The following is a 22,942-nucleotide window of genomic DNA, read 5'->3' on the forward strand; positions in this document are numbered from 1 at the left end:
GGCAAGGGTCCCGTCACGAGCGGTGTGGCTCGTCCTCGTCCTCGTCGTCAACATCGAACTGCTCGTAGGTCTCTTCGGCAGACGGATGGATGTGGGCCGCGGTGGCGGCTTCCTTGAGGCTGACAGCGGCGGGGGCCGAGCCCTCGTGTACCGCCGGGATCACCGATGTCTTGGTCGAATCAGCTTCCGCCACATCGGTTACCGAGCCACCATCGGCATGATCGGCTGAGGCGGCGAAGGACTCGTCGGGACCCTGCGCCTCGGACTCGTCATCGCCCTCGGTGTCCGCGTCTGACTCCTCATCGGATTCCAGCGCGCCGGCATGCCGGTCCCGAATCGCATCGACGATCATGAGCACCACGCCGATGGCGGCCGCAGCGATACACACGAAGGCAAGAACTTCATTGCTGGTGACCACTGCTGTCACCAGAGCCGCCAGACCGACAGCGGCCAACACCAATGCGACGATCAGCATCGCGAATCACTCCTCATACGTGCCGCGAGCATAGACCGATCTAAATCAGTAGTTGTTCCCACGGTTGAACTGGCCGAAACCGGCTTCCTTGGATGCGTTTTCATTCGAAGCACCCGCATCGACGGGCGCTGCGGAACCGCGCTGGCCAAGCTCCTCGAGCTGAGACTCCAGGTAGGTCTTGAGCCGGGTGCGGTACTCGCGCTCGAATGTACGCAACTGCTCCAGACGCCCTTCCAGCACCGTGCGCTGCTGGTTGATGGTGCCCATGATCTCCGAGTGCTTGCGCTCGGCATCGGATTGCAGGGCATCGGCCTTCTCCTGCGCCTGGCGCAGCTGGGTCTCGGAACGGGTCTGGGCATCCGAGAGTAACGCCTCGGCTTTGGCCCGTGCGTCGGTGACCGTCTTGTCGGCGGTGGCGCGAGCCTCGCTGACGATCTGGTCCGCATTTGCGCGAGCATCGGACAACAACTTTTCCGACTCGGACTTGGCGTTCCCGGTCAGGCGGTCTGCAGTGTCCTGTGCCAGGCCCAGAATCTTGGCCGCGCGGACGTGATGGTCCTCGGTCGACGCCGCGGCCGGGGCGGCTGCCACGACGGGTGCCGGTGCGGGCTCGGGCTTAGCGGGCTCGGGCTTCTTCTCGGGCTTGGGAGCCTCGTAGACGGGAGCCGCGCCGCCACCCTTGCGGGCCTCGACCAACTCCTGGTCCAACTCCTGAACCCGCTGACGCAGGTCCGAGTTCTCCTCGATCAGGCGGGCCAGCTCGTTCTCCACCAGGTCGAGGAAGGCGTCAACCTCGTCCTCGTTGTATCCGCGCTTACCGATGGGTGGCTTACTGAACGCGACGTTATGTACATCAGCTGGTGTAAGCGGCATTGCCTGCCCCTATCAAGTCTCGACGTCTGGAATCGTATTGCAGTGTAAAACGAACGTGCCGTGTCACTGTAACTGGCGTCCATCCTGTCACATCCGACCCGCCGGTCGCAGCAGAGCGCGTTAAGCATCCCTCTGACGTGCATAAAAATACTCTGAGGCTTTGGATATGACGCGCATTCGTATCCAGATCGATGTGAGTTGAATACCGAAATTCAGCGTCGCTGGAGGCTTAGCCAGCGGCCATCAGGAACGCCACCCGCATGCCAAAGAATCCGACCAAAAGCAGCAAAGTAATGGACAGATCGAATCGCACCGCGCCAAGCGAGAGCGGTGGAATGAGGCGGCGCAATAACCGCACAGGAGGGTCGGTGACGGTAAAGATGAGCTCCAGAATCACCACTGTGGCGCCTCGCGGGTGCCAATCGCGGCTAATGGACTGAATGGTCTCGATCACTATGCGCGCGAACAGCAGCAAACAGAAGAGCAGAAGCGCGTAGCCAATGATCTCAAAGAACAGTGCCAAGGGACCCCTCATCGGGCAAGCGTGAACAAACACGCGCGGGCTTCTTAAAACAGCTTCCTCAGCCTACCGGCAGGCCCCGTCGGGCCGCCCACCACACAACGAAACCCCTGGACCGCGCCGCAGGGTCCATAACCTGCAACTTATGGTTGCATATCACCCCTTGTGGCATTACCGTAAAACGCAACCGATTGTTGCGAGTTGGGAGAGACATGTCATACGAACGCATCGAGCGAGCACTTCACATCGACGCGGCGCCGGAGGTGGTCTTCTCCGTCATCAGCCGCCCGGAACATATGAAGCAGTGGTGGCCGGACGACGCAGAGTTCGCCCCGACCCCGGGGGCGCGAGGCGAGATCACCTTCAGCGGCGAGGAACCCGGCGAGGTCCAGATCTTCGGCCTCACGCTCGTCGACGTCGATCCGCCGCGGCGGTTCTCGTTCCGTTGGTGTTATCCCGAGGGGCACGTGGCGAACGCCGGAAATTCGCTACTGGTGACATTTGACCTCACACCGGCGGGAATGGGCACCCGGGTGCGCATGACCGAGGTCGGCTTTCGGGACCAGGGCCGAACCGAAGCCGACGTCATCGAGCAGTACGAGGCACACGAGGAGGGCTGGGCGCGGCACCTGCCCCGCCTCGCACCCTGCGCGGAGCTGGCGGGCCAGCCATGACGACAGCCGTCATCGACGACGATCTGTGGGCGGCGGTCGGCGATCCGACCCGGCGGCGGGTCTTCGACCTCATCCTCACCGACGGCATGGCGACGGCCACGACGTTGAGCGATCGCCTTCCGGTCACCCGCCAGGCCGTGACCAAACACCTCGCGGTCCTCGACAAGGCCGGCCTGGTCCACGCCACCACCAACGGGCGAGAGAAGCAGTATCGCGCCAACGCCGAACAAGTCGCCCGCGTCGCCGAGCAGCTCACCGCGGTGGGAGCGGCGTGGGATCGACGGTTGGCGCGGATCAAACAGCTCGCCGAGACCATAGAGAGGGCAACATCATGAGAACTCCCCCGATCGTGTCGGCACAGGATTGGGCAATCGCGCACCAGCAGATGCTCATCGAGGAAAAGGCGTTCACCCGGGCCCGCGACGCCCTGGCCGCCAAACGCCGGCGTATGCCGTGGACTGAAGTGGACGCGTCCTACCGGTTCGAGGGACCAGAAGGCCCGGTGACCCTCCTCGACCTGTTTCAGGGTCGCCGCCAGCTCATCGTCTACCGCGCGTTCATCGACCCCGGCACGGGCGACTGGCCCGAACATGGGTGCACCGGCTGCTCACTGATGGCCGACCACATCGGCAATCTGGCCCATCTGAATGCGCGCGACACCACACTCATCTACGCCTCGCGCGGATCGCAGGCGGACCTGGACCGCATCAAGGCACGGATGGGCTGGCATCACCCCTGGTACACCATCGCCGCGGACAGTTCCTTCGACCGCGACTTCGATGTCGACGACTGGCATGGCACCAACGCATTCATCCGTGACGGGAATCGGGTGTACCGCACCTATTTCATCAAGAACCGGGGCGACGAGGCGTTCAACAACACCTGGACCTTCCTCGACATGACGGCGCTGGGCCGCCAGGAGACATGGGAGGACTCGCCGGAGGGCTACCCGCAGTCCCCCGCATATGAATGGTGAGACTGGCACGACGAGTACGGCTCACACCAGCCCTCGCGCTGGTTCGGCGACCCGGATCCCGACGATCCACACGATCCGCGCCCCGCGAAGTCCTGCCACTAACGACGAGTGCGAGCCTGGTGCGGAAATTGGTCTCCAATTCCGCGCCAGGCTCGCACTCGGCTAAAGCTCTTTACTGGTAGGAGTAGAAACCGCTCTCGGCGATCCGGCGGCGCTCCTCGGCGCTCACGTCGATATCGGACGGAGACAGCAGGAAGACCTTCGTCGCGACCTTGTCGAATGAGCCGCGCAGCGCGAACGCGAGCCCGGCCGCGAAGTCCACGACGCGCTTGGCATCGGCGTTGTCCATCGACACCAGGTCCATGATCACCGGGGTGCCGTCGCGGAAACGCTCACCAATCGTGCGGGCCTCGCTGTAATCCTTGGGGCGCAGCGTGGTGATCTTCGACAACGGGCTTCCCTCTTCGAAGATGGCGGCGCGGCGCGGATCCATGGCCAGCGCGCCGCGGGTGGGGGCGCTACCTCGCAGCGAGCCCAAACGCGGGGCCGGACGATCGAACTCGCGTGGTGCCGGATGGCGGGTGGCAAAGCGGTCTTCCTCGGCGTAGCCGGCCGGTCGGTAGCCGGGCTCGTCGTAGCCGTACTCGGCATCGTCGGCGAACCGGTCGCCACGACGCGGGTACCGACGGTCCTCAGCGGACGCGCGGCGGGGCGCGGGAGCGTCGACATCGTCGTAATACTCGTCGTCGTAGTCGTCCATGGGAGCCATGCCGAAGTAGGCCTTGACCTTGTGCAGCGTGCTCATCGCGTGACCTTCCGTGCGTGGGCTATATGGAGTTCAGTTGTTCGCTCGGTCTCTACAGCTGTGTTGCAAATGTGACTGGAGTGACGATCTACCGTGACGTTAGCGGTCGTTGTCCCATCAGCGCCGTTCCGACACGCACACAAGTGGACCCATATTTAATGGCGGTCTCCAGGTCGTTGGACATTCCAGCCGATAAGCGATTCGCGTGTGGATAGCGTCGCCGGACGCGTTCGTGTTCTTGCTGGAGCCGATGAAAGGCCTGGTCGGGATCGGCCTCGCGAGGAGGTAGAGCCATCAACCCGGCGAGCTCCAGATGCTCGCTGGCGACCACCCGCGCGCATAGCTCGTCGATCCCCGCGGGGTTCGCGATATCCACCCCACCCCGGGTGGTGTCACCGTCCAGGCTGATCTGGAGATAGACATGCAACGGCTCGCGCTTCTCCCCCGCCCCGCGACCGGTATCCAACGCGGACACCAGCCGCGAGTTGTCCACCGAATGCACCGAAGACGCCCAGTGAGCAACCGACTTCGCCTTGTTGCGCTGCAGATTGCCCACCATGTGCCAGTGGATATCGGCGTGGCCGACCAGCTCCACCTTGGCGGCGGCCTCCTGATCTCTCGATTCCCCGAACGCGCGGCAGCCCAACCGGTACAGCTCCTCGACATCGGACGCCGGGAAGAACTTGGTGACGGGCAGCAATTGGATGTCGTCGGGATCGCGATCGACGGCCCCGGCGGCGGCGCGGACCCGTTCCCGCACCGCCTCCAGTGCGGTGCTCAGCTCATCGGCACGAGACATCAGCTCAGCCAGATCACCGACGCCAGTCGGCCGGTGCGCGGCTCCCGGCGATAGCTGAAAAGATCGGAATCCTCCACGGTGCACCGCGGATCGATATCAATAGCCGTCACGCCCAATCCGGAGAGCTGGCGGGCAATTCCGGCACGCAGGTCCAATCCCGGAGTTCCGGCCAAAGTCGTAGTGCGACTACCGGGCAGGGCCTCCTCCACATCGGCCGCCATGTCAGCGGGGACCTCGTAGTGACGACCGCTCACCGCCGGCCCGAGGAACGCCGAGATGCGTTCCACCTGCGCTCCGGCGGCCACCATGGCGTCGATCGTGCGCGGCACGATGCCGAGTTTCGCTCCAACCCGTCCCGCGTGGGCACCCGCGACAACTCCTGTCGCCGCATCGGCGAACAGCACCGGGACGCAGTCGGCGGTCAGCACCGCCAGCGCGATCCCGGGCTGGCTGGTCACCAGGGCGTCGGTCTCGGGAATCACCGCCCCTTCGGGACCTTCGACCCTGTGCACGTAATCGCCGTGTACCTGCTGCATCCAGATCAGATGATCGTCCGGCAGCCCGAGGGCACCAGCGAGCCGTGATCGGTTGGCGGCCACCGCGTCTGGATCATCACCGACGTGATCACCGAGGTTAAAGCTGTCAAACGGCGCGCGTGATACCCCGCCGCGGCGGGTGGTGGTGACGCGCCGAACTCGAAAACCCATACCTCAGAGGGTAGTTCGGCTCATCGCCGCATGAAGGGCGGCACGTCGACATCGTCCTCGTCGCCGCCGAGCGTCACCGTGGCACCGTTGGTGTCCCTGGGCAGGCTCTGCGCGTCGATGGTGTCGAAGATACTGGTCCCGTTCGAGCCGTTGACCTGACCGGCCTTACCGGGGGCGACAGTTCCCGGAGCTGCCGTGCCGCTGATCGGCTTGCGGCTGGGGCCGCCCGCGTCGAATCCGGCGGCGATGACGGTGACCCGCACCTCGTCGCCCAGGGAATCGTCAATGACGGTACCGAAGATGATGTTGGCTTCGGGGTGCGCCGACTCCTGCACCAGCGAGGCCGCCTCGTTGATCTCGAACAGACCCAGGTCGCTGCCGCCGGCAATCGACATCAGCACGCCCTGCGCGCCTTCCATCGAGGCCTCGAGCAGCGGCGAATTGATCGCGGTCTCAGCGGCTTTGAGTGCCCTGCCGTCGCCACGCGACGAGCCGATGCCCATCAGGGCGCTACCGGCGCCGGACATGACGCTCTTGACGTCGGCGAAGTCGACGTTGATCAGACCCGGCGTGGTGATGAGGTCGGTGATGCCCTGAACACCGTTGAGCAACACTTCGTCGGCACTGCGGAATGCGTCCATGAGCGATACCGCGGCGTCGCCCATCTGCAGTAGGCGATCGTTAGGGATGACGATGAGGGTGTCGCAGCTCTCGCGCAGCGAGCCAATTCCGTTCTCGGCCTGGCCACTGCGGCGCTTACCCTCGAACGAAAACGGCCGGGTGACCACACCGATGGTCAGCGCACCGAGCTTGCGCGCGATGCTAGCCACCACGGGCGCCCCACCGGTACCGGTGCCACCACCCTCACCGGCCGTGACGAAGACCATGTCGGCACCCTTGAGGAGTTCCTCGATCTCGTCCTTGGCGTCTTCGGCAGCCTTGCGCCCCACGTCGGGGTCCGCACCCGCGCCCAGGCCGCGCGTGGAGTCGCGGCCGACGTCAAGTTTGACGTCGGCGTCGCTCATCAACAGCGCTTGCGCGTCGGTGTTGATCGCGATGAACTCGACCCCCTTGAGGCCGTGCTCGATCATCCGGTTGACGGCGTTGACGCCGCCGCCACCGATGCCGACGACCTTGATCACCGCGAGGTAGTTGTGTGGAGGCGTCATGGTCGCCTTCCTCCCTGGTTGCTGCCGTGGTCTGGGTAGCTAGAGCCTCTCTGCAAACTCTCAACCTCTACCTCAGGCTTAGAGTTATGTCAGGTTGTCCCGCTGAAACAGAACGGTAGGGGGCGCGAGATACCGGGCACGGGAGGCGCGCCGAAGGATGCCGGGATTTTCCCGTGGCTATTTCCAGAAACCGCGGGCAGAGCGGTCGCTTACTTGACCGTGGTCAGATCCGGGCTGGACACGTCATACATGCGGCCGGGCTGCGTGAGCAGCGCCCCCAGCTTCTCCGCCTTCTCGGCGGTGCGGTCGGTGGTCCCCCACACGATGGTTCGACCGTCGTCGAGGGTCAATGTGATCGACGACACCGACGGCGCCGCGACCTTGGCCACCTGCCGCGCCAGATCGGGCGCCAGCGAGGTGAGCACCTGCAGCGCCGCCTTGGTCGTCGGGTCCTGAGGACCCGGAGCCACCACGTCGAGCACTGGGATGCCCGGCGGCGGCGGTTCGTTGGCGAAGTCCACCCCATCGCGGTCAATGAGGTGCGTGCCGTCGCCGCCCGCCCATGCGGCAACCGGCACCCGCTCGACGATCGTGACACGCAGCGTGGACGGATATTCGCATTGCACCCGCGCGCTGGCCACCCGGCGAATACTGGCCACCCGGTCCGCGGCCGCGGCGGTGTCGATCTGCAGCAGCCGGGTTCCCTGCGCGATGTTCAGTGCACCAAGGACATCCTGTTGGGTGACCACTCCGGTACCGGTAACCACCGTCTGGCGCACCGACATCAGCGGCGTGAAGTACAGAATTGCGCCGAGCCCCACCGCGATCAACGTCAGCAGTACCGCGAGGAGCAGGGTGTGCAGACCCTGAACCTTCCCTCGGCCCGCGGCCTTGCCCTGGTCGACGTGCTTACCCTTGGCCGCAGCCTTCGCCTCGCGCCTCGCCTGCTCCAAGGCGATCGCACGCCGCTGCGCATCCCGGCGCTCCATCCGCTCGCGCCTGGCCCGCATCCGCGGCCCTTCGTCGGCGTCGTCCTCGCCGGCCCCCTCGGCAACATCGTCCTCGTCGACGTCCTCTGCGGCGGAGTCCTCGATCTCATCGGGTTCCGGGGTCGACTCCGCCGGGTCCTCGGAAGTCCTGTCCGACTCGCTCATTGACCATTCCTCGGCGGCGGCCAATCATTGGCCCGCACGCGCAATGCGCGCACGATCTCCTTGCCCTGCAACGTGACATCGCCAGCGCCCATCGTGACCACCAGATCCCCAGGCGCCGTGGCGGCGGCGACCTGATCAGCCACCGTCGACAGGTCGCGCAGGTAATGCACCGGCACCCCGGTGATCTGCCCGGCGATCAGCGCACCGCTGACACCCGGGAGGGGAGCTTCCCGCGCCCCGTAGACATCAAGCACGAACACCAGATCGGCGATGCTCAGCGCCTCGGCGAACTCCGTGGCGAAAGCGGCTGTGCGCGAGTACAAGTGCGGCTGAAAGACAACAACGGAACGTCCGTGCCCCTGCTGCGCGACGATCCCGGAAACCGCCTGCAGCACCGTGCGCACCTCGGTCGGATGGTGCGCGTAGTCATCAAAAACCCGGACACTCTCGACCTGGCCGACCAGTTCGAATCGACGGCGCACACCTTCAAATCCGGCCAACCCGTCGAGCACACCCTCGATGGAGGCCCCGATCTCGGCGGCCGCCACCACGGCGGCCAGCGCGTTCAGGGCCATATGCCGTCCGGGCACCGACAACCGCATGGTGCGTGGGGTGTTCTCGCCCGTCAACTGAATCTGGGCGATGGCTCCGGTGTCACGGAACTGCCAGTCCAGCAAGCGCCCGGCCACCGGGACATCCCCTGCCTCGGTCTGATCGATGCTGCCGTAGCCACGCACCCGCATGCCGCGCTCATGGGCCCGGCGCGCCAGTGCCGCCGCACCCGGATCGTCGAGGCACACCACCAGGACCCCGTCGGGGCCAAGGGTTTCGGTGAACGCGTCGAACACCGCGGTGTAGGCCTCGACACTGCCGAAGTGATCGAGGTGGTCGGCCTCGATGTTGGTGACGATGATCAGATCGGGCCGATACTGCAGCAGGGACCCGTCGCTTTCGTCCGCCTCTGCCACGAATACGTCCCCGCTGCCGTGGTGCGCGTTGGTACCAGCTTCGTTGAGTTCGCCGCCGACCGCGAACGAGGGGTCGTACTCGCAATGCTGCAGCGCCACGATGAGCATCGAGGTGGTGCTGGTCTTGCCGTGCGTTCCAGTCACCATGAGGGTGCGGTATCCGGCCATCAGGTCCGCGAGCACGACGGGGCGCAGCAGTATCGGTATGCCGCGCCGATTCGCTTCCACCAGTTCGGGATTGGTCTTAGGAATGGCGGCATGGGTGGTGACGACCACGGTCGGTCCGCCCGGCAGCAGGTCCAGGGCATCAGCGTCGTGGCCGACGTTGACGAGCGCGCCGCGGGCACGCAGTGCGAGCACGCCGCGGGACTCCTTGGCGTCGGAGCCCGATACCTGCGCTCCCCTGTCCAGCAGAATCCGGGCGATACCGGACATTCCGGCGCCGCCGATACCGACCATGTGCACGCGGCGCAAGTGCTCCGGGAGTGGGCCGACGTTCATCGCGAGGCGCCCCCTCTCTGAGAACGCCGCTCTCGAGCGACATCCAATGCCACCTGAGCCACCTGTCGCGCGGCGTCCGGATGCCCGGACAGAGCGGCGGCCGACGTCATCGCGGCAAGTTTTTCGGAATCGGAGAGTATCTCGATCACCGTGTGCGCCAATGTCTCCGGAGTGAGGTCGCGATCCGCGACGATGACCCCGCCGCCGGCGTCGACAACCGGCAACGCGTTGAGACGCTGTTCGCCGTTACCGATGGGCAAGGGTACGTAGATCGCGGGCAGCCCGACCGCCGAAACTTCCGCGACAGTCATCGCACCGGACCGGCACACAGCGATATCGGCCGCCGCGTACGCCAGGTCCATCCGGTCCAGGTACGGCAGGGCCACATACCTGCGGATACCCGGGGCGTCTTCCGGTCTCGGTTCGGGCAGCTCGATCGTGTTCTTCGGCCCATGCGCGTGCAGCACCGAAACCCCGGCAGCGGCAAGGTCATTGGCGGCCGCCGAGACGGCATTATTCAGGGACACCGCACCTTGGGAACCGCCGAACACCAACAGCACCAGTGCGTTGTCGTCAAACCCGTAGTAGGCGCGCGCCTCCTGCCGCAATGCGGCACGATCCAGCGCCGTGATCGACCCACGAACGGGCACGCCGACCACTTCCGCGCGGCGCAGTCCCGAATCCGGGACCGCGGACAACACCCGCTGTGCGCGGCGCGCCCCAACCCGATTGGCAAGGCCGGCACGGGCGTTCGCCTCGTGGATGACCACTGGAACGCGGGAACGGCGCAACGGCCCGCGACGAGCCGCCAGATAGGCGGGAAGGGCCACATAACCACCGAAGCCGATCACGACGTCGGCCCCGACATTGTCGAATACCGCCCGCGTCTGCCGCACCGCACGGCGCACCCGGAGCGGCAATCGCAGCAGGTCGCCCGTGAGTCGCCGCGGCAGTGGCACCGGGACGATCAGTTCCAGGTCGTAACCACGGTCGGGCACCAACCGCGTCTCCAGGCCGCGCTCGGTGCCCAGTGCGGTGATCCGCACCGACGGGTCGATCTCGCGCAGCGCATCGGCGACCGCCATGGCGGGTTCGACATGACCCGCGGTACCGCCACCGGCCAGCACCACCGAAAACGGCCGAAGTTCATCACTCACTCCGGGAGCATCCTTTCGGTCTGGCAGCAATCACATGTCGGCAGCTATCGATGGGTTCGGGCGCGTGAGCTCCCGGCCCGGGATTGCTCACGGGTCCGGCCGCTCGCACGCGTGCCCGAGGGCCTGCGCACCTGCTGTACCTGCCTATGATGCCCTGCCTCGCTCTCGGAGCGTGCACGTGGCGTGCGCTTGGCGCCTTGTTTGGGCTCTGCCTGCCGTGGGCGATCGGGCCGCGGCTTGGCCGTCTCGGTGCTGCGCACGGCCGACTTGGCACGGAGCCGATCACGTGCAGTATCGATCCGCGGGGCCACGTACGGCTCCGGCGACGGAAGCCGCAGCACCCTGTTCATCCGGTCACCCGAACCCGCGCGCAGGGCAGCGACGGCCTCGGGTTCATGGCGCGCCGCGTTGGCAATGAGGCCGATCATGAAAAGGGCTGTGGCCGTCGCTGTTCCACCCGAGGAAATAAGCGGAAGCTGAATACCGGTCACCGGCAGCAGGCCGATCACGTAGCCGATGTTGATGAAGGACTGGCCGATGACCCACATGCCGGCGGTGGCCGTCAGCATTCGCAGGAACGGATCAGCACTGCGCTTGGCGATGCGCATGGCGGTGTACGCGAAGACCCCGAACAGAGCGAGAACCCCGAGGCACCCGACGAAGCCGAGCTCCTCGCCGATGATCGCGAAGATGAAGTCGTTGTGGGCGTTGGGCAGATAGTGCCACTTGGCCGACCCCTGCCCCAGACCCTGGCCGAAGAAACCGCCCTGGGCCAGCGCGAATCGCGCCTGACGCGACTGATAACCCGTCGCCTGCGGGTCTGCCGACGGATCCAGCCAGGCCTTCACCCGATCGGAGCGATATCCGGCAGAGACAGCGAGGATGGCGGCCGCCAGCACGGCGGCTATTACCGAACTGAGAAACACCTTGAGCGGCAACCCGGCATACCAGAGCAACGCCAACAAGATGATGCTCATGGAGACCGTCTGCCCCAGGTCGGGCTGGATGACGATGAGCACGAGCGCGATCAGCGCGGCAGGCACCAAGGGAACAAGCATCTCGCGCAGCGATGCCTTCTCCATGCGACGCGATGCCAACAGATGCGCGCCCCAGATCGCAAAGGCGATCTTGGTGAGCTCAGAGGGCTGCATCGACATGCCGCCGTAGACGAACCAGCCGCGAGAACCGTTGGAGTACGTGCCGATACCGGGTATCAGCACCAGAGTGATCAAGACGATGGTGAACACGAAGGCCGGAAAAGAGTATTTGCGCATCACCCGGATCGGGGTGCGCAATGCGATATAGAAACCGACCAGGCCCACGCACACCCAGAGCAACTGCTTGCCGAAGACGGCCCACGCCGATCCGTCCAGGTCGTAGGACTCCACACCGGATGCGGACAGCACCATGATGAGCCCGAGCGTGGTGAGCAACGCGGCCGTCGCGACGATCAGGTGAAACGAGGTCATGGGCCGGTTCAGCCAGGCACCCAGCCGAGTCCGGGCCACCAACCCGTCGGACTTCGCGTCAGAGGACTTCTTGGCCGACGTGGTCGCGTTCTTGGAGCGGAAAATTCTGGCGAAGGGGGCGGTCAGGGTCGACACGTCGCTGTCACCTAACCGGTAAGTGCGTGCACCGCCGCGGCGAATCTGTCGCCACGCTCGGAGTACCCGCTGAATTGGTCGAAGGATGCGCCGGCCGGAGCCAGCAGCACGGTGTCGCCAGGCTGGGCCACTGTGCTGGCGTGCCGGACGGCCGCGGACATGACTCGGGTACCCAGGTCAGCGCCACCCCCATCCGCCTCATCAGTCACATAGACCACATTTGCCTCTTGCACCCCAGCATCCTCGCGCGTCACAACTGCAACTACGGGTACATCCGACGCGTGTCGCGCCAAAGCCTCAGCAATCAGTCCTCGATCCGTGCCGATCAGCACAACTGCGCCTAGCCGGTCGGCACAATCGCGTACCAGATCATCGACCGCGGCCCCCTTGAGCAACCCCCCGGCGATCCAGATGACGCGTCGATACGCCGCGATGGACGCCGCGGCCGCGTGCGGATTGGTGGCCTTCGAGTCGTCCACGTACGAAACACCGTGACGTCGCGCGACCAGCTCGGCCCGGTGCCGCCCCACCTGAAAGGCTCCCAACGCGCGGGCAACGGCCTCGGCGGGCACACCCACCGCGCGGGCCAGCGCGGCGGCCGCCAGCGCGTTGAGTACACCGATCGGACCCGCCACCGGGAGCCTCGACACCTCGATCAACGACACATCGGCCCCGAATGCCCGGTCCACCAGCCGGCCGTCGTGCACGCCGAGCTCTCCGGGTGCGGGCTCACCGGTGCGAAATCCCACCTTGATCGGCGCGGGCGAGCCGGAGAGCAGCCGGGCGGCCACCGCGTCGTCCAAGCCGACGACCGCGACCTCACCAGTGAGCGCTCGCGCCTTGTCCCGGGTGTACGCGTCCATTCCTCCGTGCCAGTCGAGGTGATCCTCGGCCACATTGAGCACCACACCGGCCGCCGGGCGCACCGACGGCGCCCAATGCAATTGAAAGCTCGACAGCTCGACGGCGAGATAGTCCACATCGCGATCCAAGACATTCAAGACCGGATCTCCGATGTTCCCGCACAGCGCACTGGTGCGCCCCGCTGCGGTCAGCATGTCGTGGACCATTGCCGTGGTCGTAGTCTTTCCGTTGGTTCCCGTGACCACCAGCCACTGTTTGGGCGGTCCATACCGACCGGAAGCATCCAGGCGCCACGCCAATTCGACGTCGCCCCAGACGGGCAACCCGGCCTGAACAGCTGCCAGCACGACAGGTGAGGACGGACCGAAGCCGGGGCTGACGATCACCAGGTCCTGATCGGTCATGCGGCGTTGCGCCTCGGCGGTGGTGAACGCCCTACGTCCCGCTTCGCGATGACTTTGCAGCGCTTCCTTGTTGTCGTCACAGACGGTGATGAGGAGGTCCAATCCGGCCAGTGCGGCCACCACGGCATCGCCGGTAACACGCGCACCGCAGACCAGAACTCTTGTCCCGCTGGCCAGTTCCGTCACATGAGAAGCGGTCATGGCCGGCTAGTCACCGATCGTGGCGAGCCACTCGCCGTAGAACAGGGCCAATCCCAGCCCGCAGGCAATGGCCGTCAAGAGCCAGAACCGGATGATGACGGTCGTTTCCGCCCAGCCCAGCAGCTCGAAATGATGATGGAACGGCGCCATGCGGAACACTCTGCGACCGGTGGTGCGGAATGCGGCGATCTGCAGGACCACCGACACGATCTCGGCCACGAACAGCGCGCCCAGCACCACCGCGAGCAGCTCGGTCCGGGTGGTCACCGACAGGCCCGCGATGATGCCGCCCAGGGCCAGCGATCCGGTGTCCCCCATGAAGATCTTGGCGGGTGCGGCGTTCCACCACAGGAACCCGATACACGCGCCCGCGGTTGCCGCGGCGATCACCGCCAGGTCCAGCGGGTCGCGCACGTTGTAACAGGCGACGCCGGGGTGTGTGGAGCATGCGTTGCGGTACTGCCAGAAGGTCACGATGACGTACGCGCCGGTCACCATGGCCATACATCCGCCGGCCAGCCCATCCAGGCCGTCGGTGAAATTGACGGCGTTGGACCACGACATCACCAGGATCACGCAGAAGAGCACGAAGACTGCGGCGGGCATGGCGACGGTGGCGATCTCGCGCACGTAGGAGAGCTGCGGACTACCGGGTGTCAACCCGTCGGTGTTGCGGAACTGCAACACCAGCACACCGAAGACGAGCGCCGACAAGATCTGGCCGACCGTCTTGGAGGTCTTGTTCAGACCGAGGTTGCGTGCCTTGCGAATCTTGATGAAGTCGTCGATGAATCCGACGCCGCCAAGCATGGTCGCCAGCGCGAGCACCAGCAGCCCGGACGCCGAGGGGCCATCGGATCCGAACGCGATGCCGACCAGGTGTGACCCGAAGTACCCGGCCCACATACCGGCCAGGATCGCGACGCCGCCCATCGACGGCGTACCGCGCTTCTTCTGATGATGCTGCGGGCCGTCGTCCCGGATCTCCTGGCCGAAGCCCTGGCGCGAGAACACCCGGATGAGTACCGGGGTGAGCATGATCGAGACGAGGATCGCGATCCCGGCAGCGATGATGATCTGCCTCATGCGTCACCCGCCTTCAGCAGCTCATCGGCCACGACCCACAGCCCGGCCGACCGCGATGCCTTGACCAGCACCACATCGCCCGCGGCCAGCTCGTCGGCCAGCAGCGTGGCGGCTGCCGCAGGATCGTCCACCAGCACCGCCTCGGACCCCCACGACCCCTCCATCACTGCACCCGCATGCATTGCCCGCTGCGACCTCCCGGTTCCGACGACTACCAATCGACTGACATCTAAGCGCACCGCAGCCCGTCCGATGCGGTCATGCTCGGATATCGCGTCGGGCCCCAGCTCAGCCATCTCCCCCAGCACCGCCCAGCTGCGGCGGGATTCTCGCCCGTGGCGAGCCATGGAGACCAGGGCTTTCAGCCCGGCCATCATCGAATCCGGGTTGGCGTTGTACGCGTCGTTGATGACGGTGACACCGTCACCTCGGGTACTGACCTCCATCCGGCGCCGCGATACCGGCCCCGCCTCGGCGAGTGCACCGGCAACCTGCGCAAGGCTGGCACCGCATTCCAGCGCGACCGCGGCAGCGGCCAGCGCGTTGCTCACCTGATGCTCACCGTGCACAGCCAGCTGAACCGGTACGACCGCGTCACCGGCGCGCAGGGTGAAGCGGGCACGCGCAAGATCGTCGACGCTCACATCGGTCGCCCAGATATCAGCGGTGTTGTGCACGCTGGTGCGCACCACCCGCGCCTGCGTCTTGGCGGCCATCGCGGCCACCGCCGAATCGTCGGCATTCAGCACTGCGACACCGTCAATCGAAAGCGACTGCGGCAGTTCACCCTTGGTATCGGCAATGGCCTGTCGCGAGCCGAACTCGCCCAGGTGTGCTGTGCCGACGTTGAGCACGACACCGATCGAAGGCGGTGCGATAGCCGCGAGGTCCGCGATGTTTCCGGGACGGCGGGCCGACAGCTCCAACACCAGGAACTTGGTCGATTCACTGGCCCGCAGGACGGTCCAGGGGTGACCAAGCTCGTTGTTGAAGGATCCGGGAGGCGCCACCACCTCACCGAGCGGGTTGAGCACCGCGGCGATGAGGTCCTTTGTCGACGTCTTTCCCGACGAGCCGGTCACGCCGACGATGCGCAGCCCTCGCCGCGTGAGCCGGCGGGCCACCTCGGCCGCCAGCGCGGCGGTCGCGGCCAGCACTGCGGCACCCGATCCGTCCGAATCATGTTCCAATGCAGACACTTCCGTGCGCGCGACGCCGGTAGGCGACACCACGATGGCCGGTACACCCACCGGCCTGGCCGCCAGCACGGCGACGGCACCGGCCGCGACGGCACCTTCGGCATGATCGTGACCATCGACCCGGGCACCCGGCAGGGCCAGGAACAGTCCGCCTGGCCCCACGTGACGCGAATCGAATTCAACGGTGCCGGTAACCCTCGTGTTCCGGGCCTCATCGACACTGATTCCGTCGAGACGCCCACCGACGACCTCGGCGATCTCGGCGACAGTCATCTCAATCATTCAGGCTCCCGCGTCTTTTCGAGCTCTCCAAGCCTTCCAGCGCGGCACGCAACTCCACCCTGTCGTCGAACGGGACGGAAACCGCACCGACGCGCTGACCGCTCTCGTGCCCCTTGCCCGCGATCAGGACGGTGTCCCCCGGTCGTGCCCATCCGGTGGCGAAGTCAATGGCGGCCCGTCGGTCGCCCATCTCGACCACCTCGACATCCGAACCGGCTATCCCGGAGATGATCTCGGCGCGGATCGCCGCCGGATCCTCGTCTCGCGGGTTGTCGTCGGTAACTACCACCAGATCGGCCAGCTCCGCGGCGACCTGCCCCATATCGGCGCGCTTGCCACGGTCGCGGTTGCCGCCCGCACCGAACACCACCGCCAGCCGGCCCTCGCGATGGCTGCGCAGGCTCTCCAGGACCGCGCGTAGCGCCCCGGGCTTGTGGGCATAGTCGACGACGGCCAGGAACGGCTGGCCGGCAACCACCGACTCCATGCGTCCCGGCACCCCGGCGGTCGCGATCCCCGGTGCGGCGGTCGCCGCCGGAACCCCGAGTAGTTCTATAATCGCAACGGCGACAAGACAATTGGCCACATTGTAATGGCCCGGTAGCGCGATACCGAGTTCAATGCCGCGCCCGGGACCCTGGGCCACAAACCGTTGACCGCCGTCGTAACCGACCGCCACACCGGAGCAGGTCCAGTCCGCGACGGCACCGGCACGCGAGCTCACCGTGATGACGTCGGGACCCGCCGCACGCGCCAGCTCGGCCATGGCCCGCCCGGCATCATCGTCGACACAGATCACCGAATGCCGTGCCCGCTGCGGTGAATCACGCTGGAAGAGCCTGGCCTTGGTGGCGAAATAGTCCTCCATGTTGGGGTGGAAGTCGAGGTGATCTCGCGAGAGATTCGTGAACGCTCCCACCGTGAAGTGCGTGCCGTCCACACGGTTGAGCGCCAACGCGTGGCTGGACACCTCCATGACCACGGTGTCCACACCACGCTGCACCATTTCGGCCAACAGCTCCTGCAGAGCCGGCGCCTCGGGGGTGGTCAGCGCACTGGGGACATCCTCGCCGTCGATCCGTACCCCGACCGTGCCGATGAGACCGACACGCTTGCCCGCGGCCCGCAGACCGGCCTCCACCAGGTAGGTGGTGGTGGTCTTTCCGGAGGTTCCGGTGACACCCACTACCTGCACCTGCCGTGAGGGGTCTCCATAGACCGTCGCCGCGAGCTGACCGAGCACCGCGCGCGGGATGGGGTGAACCAACACCGCGATATCCGTGAGATCCGAGCCCTGATCCGCCAGCAGCTGGGCTCCCGCGGTGTCGGTGAGCACGGCCGTCGCCCCCGCGGCGACCGCCTGGGATGCGAACTGTGCGCCGTGCGCGCTGCTGCCGGGCAGCGCCGCGAAGAGGTCACCCGCGCGCGCGTCCTGCGCCCTGAGGGTGACTCCCGAGACGGTCGTGTCGGTGCGTGACCCACGCAGTTCGACCGAGACCAGTGAGGCGAGGTCGGACACCCGGTGCTGGCGTGTCCGTGGGAGGAACCGATGGGTTCCGGATGCCGCCACCAGTGATCACCTCCTGCCGTCGTTGTGCCGCCCCGGGTCCTTGCGCGTCAAACGACACTACCGGGCGGCCGCATGCCCTTGACCCGACGAGGACCGGCTCAGGTGGCCTGCAGGATGAGCGGTGGGCCGGGGTCGGGTGATAGTGGCACGTTTTGACGCCGCATGAGCCAGGACGCGATGTTGTGGAACAGCGGTGCCGCGGTCATGTGCGCAGACCCATCGGAACCCCGCCTGGGCGCGTTCATCTCGATGCCGATGACGTAACGGGGATCATCTGTGGTGGCGATTCCCGCGAAGGTGATCCAGTACACGTCGTCGAAGTAGCACCCGCAGGCCGGATTGATCTGCTGGGCCGTACCCGTCTTGCCGCTCAGCTGGTAACCCTCGACAGCGCCGGACGCGCCGGTGCCGTTCTGAATCTGACGCGCATCGGGTTGCAGCACCGCGCGCAGCATATTCCGGACGGTGCGCGCGGTCCCCGCGTTGACCACCTGCACCGGCTCCGGGCGCGGTTCTTCCTTGCGGGTGCCATCGGGCGCCGTGATGCTCTTGAGGATGCGCGGCGGCATCCGCACGCCATCGTTGGCGATGGCCTGGTACATACCCGTCATCTGCAGCAACGTCATCGACAGGCCTTGACCGATGGGCAGGTTCGAGAAGGTGCTACCCGACCATTGCTCGATCGGCGGCACAATACCGGCGCTCTCGCCGGGCAGGCCGACGCCCGTGCGCTGCCCCAGACCGAACTTGTCCACCAGATCCATGAACCGTTCCGGACCGACGCGCTGGGCCAGCATCAGCGTGCCCACGTTGGAAGACTTTCCAAAGACGCCGGTGGTAGTGAAGGGCACCGTGCCGTGCGGCCACGCGTCGCGGACGGTCACCCCGCCCATGTTGATGGAACCCGGAACCTGCAGCACCTCATCGGGATTGGACAAGTCGTTTTCGATGACAGCCGAGGCGGTAATGACCTTATTCACCGATCCGGGCTCGAACGGCGAGGACACCGAGAGATTGCCCATCTCGCGGTTGCCCTGCTTACCAAGGTTCTGTGACGGATCAAAGGTGTTGTCATTGGCCATCGCCAGGACCTCACCGGTCTTGGAATCAAGCACCACTGCGGAGACGCTGCGCGCCTCGGACAAGTCCTTGGCCTGCTGGACCTGCTGCTGCACATAGAACTGAATGTCGTTGTCCAGCGTGAGTTCGACGGTGGATCCGTTGACGGCATTGTGCTGGTCGCGGTAGCTGCCCGGAATCACCGCGCCGTCAGAGCCACGGTCGAAAGTCTGCGCCCCGTCCTTGCCGGCCAATGCGCTGTCCAGAGAATCCTCAAGCCCGAGAAGGCCGTAACCCTCCCAGTCGATGCTGCCCACGATGTTGGCGGCCAACGAGCCACCGGGATACTGGCGGATGTCCTGCCGCTCGGATCCCACTTCTGGGAACTCCTTGACGATCTCGGCGGCGATGGCCGGATCGACCGAGCGCGCCAGATACGCGAAGGTGTCGTCGCTGCGGATCTTCTTCAGCAGGCTCTTGGCATCGGGTTTGTTACCGAGCTTGGCAGAGACCCCGGCGGCGATGTCCCGCAGCCGCTGCTCGGGCTCGACGGCCCTGATTTTCGCCGCTGCGGCCTTAGCGGCGTCACTCTTCCCAGGGTCCTTGAGGGTCTCGTGACTTTTCTCCCACGCCTTGGTGAGTTGTTCGCGAATCTTCTTCGGCTGGAAGGTAAGAGCACGAGCCTCGATGGTGAACGCCAGTTTGTTGCCCGCGCGGTCGACGATGGTGCCGCGCAACGCCTTCTCAGTCTCGGTGACCTTCAGCTGACCCGCGGCCTCAGCGCGCAGACCCGCGGCGCGCGGTCCCTGCAGAGTGAACAACTGGATGGCGGCGATGGCGAGCGTGAGGAAGATGATGATATTGCCCGCCCGGTGCCGAAAGGCGAATCCGGCTGTCCGCGAAACGGCAGCGATCGGCCGTCGGGTGCGACGGGCACCGACCGGCCGGGTCACGTCGCCGGGCGGGGACTCGTTGTTGCCACGGGATTGAATTGTTCCCCGGTAACTGGAGAATTCACGATATTTGATGCTTGCGGCGCGTCGGGCACAGGGGGCGGTATCGCGACGGCGGGATCCGGCGCCGCCACGACCGGTGCGGGCACCGGCACCGCAGGCGGCGCGAGGGCCGGGTCCTGTCCCGCAGGAGCTTCCACCACCGGCGCAGGCACGGCCGCCGGCGGTGGCATATGCGGCACCACGGCCACCGGCGGCGGCGCGGGCGGCAGCTGCACGGGCACCTCGACCGAGTTACCGGCCTTCGGAACAGCATCGACATCATCGGGGATCACGGAGTTCAGCGGCGCCGGTGCGACACCTTCCGCGGGCTTCGGAGCACCTACCAGCAGCCAGTTGCCCTGCGGGTCCCGCACCAGATGCGCGATATCACGCGACGGGATCATGCCGAGGTCACGCGCCGAATCCGCGAGTGCCGGTGCGGATTCCGCACGCAACACATCGCGTTCAAGGGCTTCCTTGCGTTGCAACAGACTCTCATTGGTGCGCCTCTGGGTACCCAGCTGGTACGACCGTTCCGCGGCATCGGTCGACAACCACAATGTGATGGCCAGGCCAACACCGAGAGCACCGATGACTAGCACGACGAAGGGAACCTTCGCGATCCACACATGTGGCCGCAGGTCCACATCGGACAAGCGGGTGAGAATTCTTTCACGTAGTGGTATGCGAATGACCTTGGGCGCCTTGGCCTTGCGCGCCTTTGCTCGGGCCTTTGCCTGTTGGGTGCTGGTCGCCGGACGGATCTTCTCGGGCGCCTGACGCTGCACCGGAATCGGCATGGTCTGCGGAGCCGAACGGCGCGGGCGCGGCGAAGGACCGGCACCGGTTGCCTTGGGTGCGGCACCGCGACGTTTGGCGGGCTTGGCGGAACTGTTCTTCTTGGGGGCCTCAGCAGCCTTCTTGCGCACCCCAATCATGCGCTCCTCCTATCCGCAACTCGTTCGACTGCCCGTAACCGCACTGGCGCACTACGTGGATTGACTTCTATTTCCGCATCGTTCGCCCGTTCGGCGCCGCGGGTGATCGCCCTGAACTCCGGTGCGTCACTGGGCAACTCGACCGGTAAGTCGATGGGCGACCGGGACGCGATGGCTGTCGCGAACTCCGCCTTGACGATCTTGTCCTCGAGCGACTGGTAGGCCATGACCGCAATTCGACCGCCCGGCCGTAACGCCGCCATCGCGGTAGGTATCGCGGCGGCAAGGGATTCGAGCTCAGCGTTAACCGCGATCCGAAGGGCCTGGAAAGTCCGTTTCGCCGGATGACCGCCCGTACGACGGGTGGCGGCGGGGATGGCGGCGTACAGCAGCTCAACCAACTGTCCACTGCGCGTGAAGGGCTCGATTGCGCGGCGCCGGACGATCTCGCCGGCGATCCGGCGCGCGAAGCGCTCCTCCCCGAACCTGCTGAGCACCCTGGACAGCTCTGCCGCCGAATAGGTGTTCAGGATGTCCGCTGCGGTCAGCGCGTCGTGCGCGTTCATCCGCATGTCCAACGGAGCGTCAACCGAATAGGCAAAGCCGCGCTCGGCCTGATCGAGCTGCATGGAGGATACGCCCAGATCGAAGAGCACCGCGTCAACCGAAGACGTTGTCCGGTAACCCAATCCCTCAAGCGCATCGGCGAGACCGTCGTAGCGGGTATGCACCGCGGCGAATCGCGTCCCGAAGGGCGCTAGCCGCGTTCGGGCGATGTCCAGGGCGTTGGTATCACGATCGAGACCGACGACCGTGAGGCCCGGCAGCGTGGAGAGGAAGTACTCGGTGTGTCCACCCGCGCCGAGGGTGGCGTCGACGAGAACGGCGCCGGACCCATCCGCGGACCGGGCCGTCAGGGCCGGGGCCAGGAGCTCGTAGCAGCGCTCGAGCATGACCGGGATGTGACCGAACCCGGGCCGAGAATTGTTGTCAGACACGGCGACACCCCTCCGGGAGCGAAAAACGCCCCCGTAGGGGCGGGACATGCCTCTATGGGCGCGCTGGTAGGTGCGAGGAAACCGTGCAGCCCGGTCCCTGCCCGATGGTGCGAACCTGGCGTCGGGGAAGTACGCCAGGGCCGTATCGGACAGAGGCCGCGCTGCGCGGGCTCGCTCAGAAGATGCCATTGAGGGATTCATCGCTGGCCGTCGAGAAGTTCTCTTCGTGTTCCTCCAGGTACTGCTGCCACTTAGCGGCATCCCAAATCTCTAGGTAGTCAACGGATCCGATGACTACGCAATCCTTGGACAAATCCGCGTACCGCCGGTGGTCGGCAGACAGGGTGATGCGCCCCTGGGCGTCCGGATGCTGTTCATCGGTGGCCGCGGCCAGGTTCCGCAGGAAGGCGCGAGCCTCGGGGTTGCTGCGAGAGGCCGTGGCAGCCTTGCGTGCCAGCTGCTCGAACTCGGCCCGCGGATAGACGGCGAGGCTGTGGTCCTGGCTTTTGGTGACCATCAGCCCTCCCGCTAGTGCGTCTCGAAACTTGGCGGGCAATGTCAGCCGCCCCTTGTCGTCGAGCCTGGGCGTGTAGGTACCGAGAAACATCTCGACACCTCCCTGTCCAAACCCTCGGAGCTACCCTTTCCTCCGATAGGCGCCACTTTACCCCACAATCCCCCACTTTGAATCTGATTTGCCGCGTGTCTCCCCACGATGCACCCACCATCAGGTCAACAGAGGCGACCGACATACCGTTTGCCCAGGTCAACCTAGTGGGGATGAGTGGGGCACCAGTATCCAGGCGAGTTGATAACGATTTGGCCTGCACGGGCGAACAGGCTTGCGAGCGATCACCCCACGGTGGGCGGCCCCGGGGTGCACCTGCTCAGGCAGCAACGCATACAGCAACAGACCCGCGCGGAGTGCGCGGGTCTGTGATCTCGAGCTGCTTTAGATGACGTT

20 protein-coding genes and 2 pseudogenes are annotated in these 22,942 nt (G+C 65.9%); 3 read left to right on the forward strand and 19 right to left on the reverse strand.

The genetic code is table 11. The features are described 5' to 3' along the window. Positions 1-13: 13 nt before the first annotated feature. The 3 genes from B4383_RS14985 to B4383_RS14995 all read right to left on the reverse strand — a co-directional run bounded on the left by B4383_RS14985 (position 14) and on the right by B4383_RS14995 (position 1,871). Complete coding sequence (locus B4383_RS14985; protein ID WP_078291586.1) at positions 14-475, reverse strand: hypothetical protein; 462 nt, start codon at positions 473-475, stop codon at positions 14-16. A 45-nt stretch (positions 476-520) separates the two neighbouring features. Continuing rightward, on the reverse strand, positions 521-1,348 hold the full coding sequence (locus tag B4383_RS14990) for a DivIVA domain-containing protein (protein WP_078291584.1): 828 nt from the start codon (positions 1,346-1,348) through the stop codon (positions 521-523). Positions 1,349-1,577: 229 nt separating this feature from the next. Then, positions 1,578-1,871: a YggT family protein gene (locus B4383_RS14995; RefSeq protein WP_030095510.1), complete on the reverse strand. Its 294-nt coding sequence runs from the start codon at positions 1,869-1,871 to the stop codon at positions 1,578-1,580. Between the two features lie 209 nt (positions 1,872-2,080). Here B4383_RS14995 and B4383_RS15000 point away from each other — a divergent pair, with 209 nt between their 5' ends. The 3 genes and pseudogenes from B4383_RS15000 to B4383_RS15010 all read left to right on the forward strand — a co-directional run bounded on the left by B4383_RS15000 (position 2,081) and on the right by B4383_RS15010 (position 3,620). Beyond that, on the forward strand, positions 2,081-2,542 hold the full coding sequence (locus tag B4383_RS15000; protein ID WP_078291582.1) for an SRPBCC family protein: 462 nt from the start codon (positions 2,081-2,083) through the stop codon (positions 2,540-2,542). Beyond that, positions 2,539-2,877, forward strand: a complete 339-nt coding sequence (locus tag B4383_RS15005; RefSeq protein ID WP_078291580.1) for a metalloregulator ArsR/SmtB family transcription factor — start codon at positions 2,539-2,541, stop codon at positions 2,875-2,877. The genes B4383_RS15000 and B4383_RS15005 overlap by 4 nt, the downstream gene beginning before the upstream one ends. Then, a pseudogene (locus tag B4383_RS15010) lies at positions 2,874-3,620 on the forward strand (DUF899 domain-containing protein). The gene B4383_RS15005 and the pseudogene B4383_RS15010 overlap by 4 nt, the downstream one beginning before the upstream one ends. Before the next feature lie 70 nt (positions 3,621-3,690). On the opposite strand, the gene B4383_RS15015 reads toward B4383_RS15010, so the two are convergent. The 16 genes and pseudogenes from B4383_RS15015 to mraZ all read right to left on the reverse strand — a co-directional run bounded on the left by B4383_RS15015 (position 3,691) and on the right by mraZ (position 22,585). After that, positions 3,691-4,323, reverse strand: a complete 633-nt coding sequence (locus B4383_RS15015; RefSeq protein ID WP_078291576.1) for a cell division protein SepF — start codon at positions 4,321-4,323, stop codon at positions 3,691-3,693. A gap of 88 nt (positions 4,324-4,411) precedes the next feature. After that, positions 4,412-5,122 carry a YggS family pyridoxal phosphate-dependent enzyme gene (locus tag B4383_RS15020; protein ID WP_078291574.1) on the reverse strand — a complete coding sequence of 237 codons (711 nt, stop codon included), beginning with the start codon at positions 5,120-5,122 and terminating at the stop codon, positions 4,412-4,414. After that, the gene (gene pgeF / locus B4383_RS15025) at positions 5,122-5,829 is read right to left on the reverse strand and encodes a peptidoglycan editing factor PgeF (RefSeq protein WP_078291572.1); all 708 of its coding nucleotides are present in this window, start codon (positions 5,827-5,829) and stop codon (positions 5,122-5,124) included. Before pgeF ends, B4383_RS15020 begins: the two co-directional genes overlap by 1 nt. 20 nt (positions 5,830-5,849) lie before the next feature. Continuing rightward, positions 5,850-6,998 (reverse strand): cell division protein FtsZ, encoded by a 1,149-nt coding sequence (gene ftsZ, locus B4383_RS15030; protein ID WP_078291569.1) that lies wholly within the window; start codon positions 6,996-6,998, stop codon positions 5,850-5,852. 209 nt (positions 6,999-7,207) lie between these two features. Next, positions 7,208-8,152 carry an FtsQ-type POTRA domain-containing protein gene (locus tag B4383_RS15035; RefSeq protein WP_078291567.1) on the reverse strand — a complete coding sequence of 315 codons (945 nt, stop codon included), beginning with the start codon at positions 8,150-8,152 and terminating at the stop codon, positions 7,208-7,210. After that, positions 8,149-9,621: a UDP-N-acetylmuramate--L-alanine ligase gene (gene murC, locus B4383_RS15040; RefSeq protein ID WP_078291565.1), complete on the reverse strand. Its 1,473-nt coding sequence runs from the start codon at positions 9,619-9,621 to the stop codon at positions 8,149-8,151. The genes B4383_RS15035 and murC overlap by 4 nt, the downstream gene beginning before the upstream one ends. Next, positions 9,618-10,751, reverse strand: a complete 1,134-nt coding sequence (gene murG / locus B4383_RS15045; RefSeq protein ID WP_078291650.1) for an undecaprenyldiphospho-muramoylpentapeptide beta-N-acetylglucosaminyltransferase — start codon at positions 10,749-10,751, stop codon at positions 9,618-9,620. The genes murC and murG overlap by 4 nt, the downstream gene beginning before the upstream one ends. A gap of 248 nt (positions 10,752-10,999) precedes the next feature. Then, a pseudogene (ftsW, locus tag B4383_RS15050) lies at positions 11,000-12,352 on the reverse strand (putative lipid II flippase FtsW); the annotation flags it as partial. Between the two features lie 41 nt (positions 12,353-12,393). Further along, on the reverse strand, positions 12,394-13,851 hold the full coding sequence (gene murD / locus B4383_RS15055) for a UDP-N-acetylmuramoyl-L-alanine--D-glutamate ligase (protein WP_078291560.1): 1,458 nt from the start codon (positions 13,849-13,851) through the stop codon (positions 12,394-12,396). Positions 13,852-13,857: 6 nt separating this feature from the next. Beyond that, on the reverse strand, positions 13,858-14,937 hold the full coding sequence (gene mraY / locus B4383_RS15060; protein WP_078291558.1) for a phospho-N-acetylmuramoyl-pentapeptide-transferase: 1,080 nt from the start codon (positions 14,935-14,937) through the stop codon (positions 13,858-13,860). Beyond that, a complete protein-coding gene (gene murF, locus B4383_RS15065) occupies positions 14,934-16,418 on the reverse strand; it encodes a UDP-N-acetylmuramoyl-tripeptide--D-alanyl-D-alanine ligase (protein ID WP_078291556.1) in 1,485 nt (494 codons plus the stop codon). Before murF ends, mraY begins: the two co-directional genes overlap by 4 nt. After that, a complete protein-coding gene (locus tag B4383_RS15070) occupies positions 16,411-17,988 on the reverse strand; it encodes a UDP-N-acetylmuramoyl-L-alanyl-D-glutamate--2,6-diaminopimelate ligase (protein ID WP_078291554.1) in 1,578 nt (525 codons plus the stop codon). Before B4383_RS15070 ends, murF begins: the two co-directional genes overlap by 8 nt. 98 nt (positions 17,989-18,086) lie before the next feature. Further along, entirely contained in the window at positions 18,087-20,000 is a 1,914-nt protein-coding gene (locus tag B4383_RS15075) for a penicillin-binding protein 2 (protein ID WP_139360798.1), read from the reverse strand. After that, positions 19,997-20,980: a hypothetical protein gene (locus B4383_RS15080; RefSeq protein WP_078291552.1), complete on the reverse strand. Its 984-nt coding sequence runs from the start codon at positions 20,978-20,980 to the stop codon at positions 19,997-19,999. Before B4383_RS15080 ends, B4383_RS15075 begins: the two co-directional genes overlap by 4 nt. Further along, positions 20,977-21,978, reverse strand: coding sequence for a 16S rRNA (cytosine(1402)-N(4))-methyltransferase RsmH (rsmH, locus tag B4383_RS15085; RefSeq protein WP_078291550.1), 1,002 nt, complete (start codon positions 21,976-21,978; stop codon positions 20,977-20,979). Before rsmH ends, B4383_RS15080 begins: the two co-directional genes overlap by 4 nt. A gap of 175 nt (positions 21,979-22,153) precedes the next feature. Further along, entirely contained in the window at positions 22,154-22,585 is a 432-nt protein-coding gene (mraZ, locus tag B4383_RS15090) for a division/cell wall cluster transcriptional repressor MraZ (RefSeq protein ID WP_078291548.1), read from the reverse strand. Positions 22,586-22,942 lie beyond the last annotated feature (357 nt).

This window comes from Mycobacterium sp. D16R24 (assembly GCF_002013385.1).
GTDB lineage: Bacteria > Actinomycetota > Actinomycetes > Mycobacteriales > Mycobacteriaceae > Mycobacterium.

Coding starts and splice junctions, on each gene's coding strand:
- B4383_RS15005 (WP_078291580.1), top strand. CDS start 2,539: ATGACGACAGCCGTCATCGACGACGATCTGTGGGCGGCGGTCGGCGAT.
- ftsZ (WP_078291569.1), bottom strand. CDS start 6,998: ATGACGCCTCCACACAACTACCTCGCGGTGATCAAGGTCGTCGGCATC.
- pgeF (WP_078291572.1), bottom strand. CDS start 5,829: ATGGGTTTTCGAGTTCGGCGCGTCACCACCACCCGCCGCGGCGGGGTA.
- murF (WP_078291556.1), bottom strand. CDS start 16,418: ATGATTGAGATGACTGTCGCCGAGATCGCCGAGGTCGTCGGTGGGCGT.
- mraZ (WP_078291548.1), bottom strand. CDS start 22,585: ATGTTTCTCGGTACCTACACGCCCAGGCTCGACGACAAGGGGCGGCTG.
- mraY (WP_078291558.1), bottom strand. CDS start 14,937: ATGAGGCAGATCATCATCGCTGCCGGGATCGCGATCCTCGTCTCGATC.
- murD (WP_078291560.1), bottom strand. CDS start 13,851: ATGACCGCTTCTCATGTGACGGAACTGGCCAGCGGGACAAGAGTTCTG.
- murC (WP_078291565.1), bottom strand. CDS start 9,621: ATGAACGTCGGCCCACTCCCGGAGCACTTGCGCCGCGTGCACATGGTC.
- B4383_RS14990 (WP_078291584.1), bottom strand. CDS start 1,348: ATGCCGCTTACACCAGCTGATGTACATAACGTCGCGTTCAGTAAGCCA.
- B4383_RS15080 (WP_078291552.1), bottom strand. CDS start 20,980: ATGATTGGGGTGCGCAAGAAGGCTGCTGAGGCCCCCAAGAAGAACAGT.
- B4383_RS15020 (WP_078291574.1), bottom strand. CDS start 5,122: ATGTCTCGTGCCGATGAGCTGAGCACCGCACTGGAGGCGGTGCGGGAA.
- B4383_RS15035 (WP_078291567.1), bottom strand. CDS start 8,152: ATGAGCGAGTCGGACAGGACTTCCGAGGACCCGGCGGAGTCGACCCCG.
- B4383_RS14985 (WP_078291586.1), bottom strand. CDS start 475: ATGCTGATCGTCGCATTGGTGTTGGCCGCTGTCGGTCTGGCGGCTCTG.
- B4383_RS15000 (WP_078291582.1), top strand. CDS start 2,081: ATGTCATACGAACGCATCGAGCGAGCACTTCACATCGACGCGGCGCCG.
- B4383_RS15015 (WP_078291576.1), bottom strand. CDS start 4,323: ATGAGCACGCTGCACAAGGTCAAGGCCTACTTCGGCATGGCTCCCATG.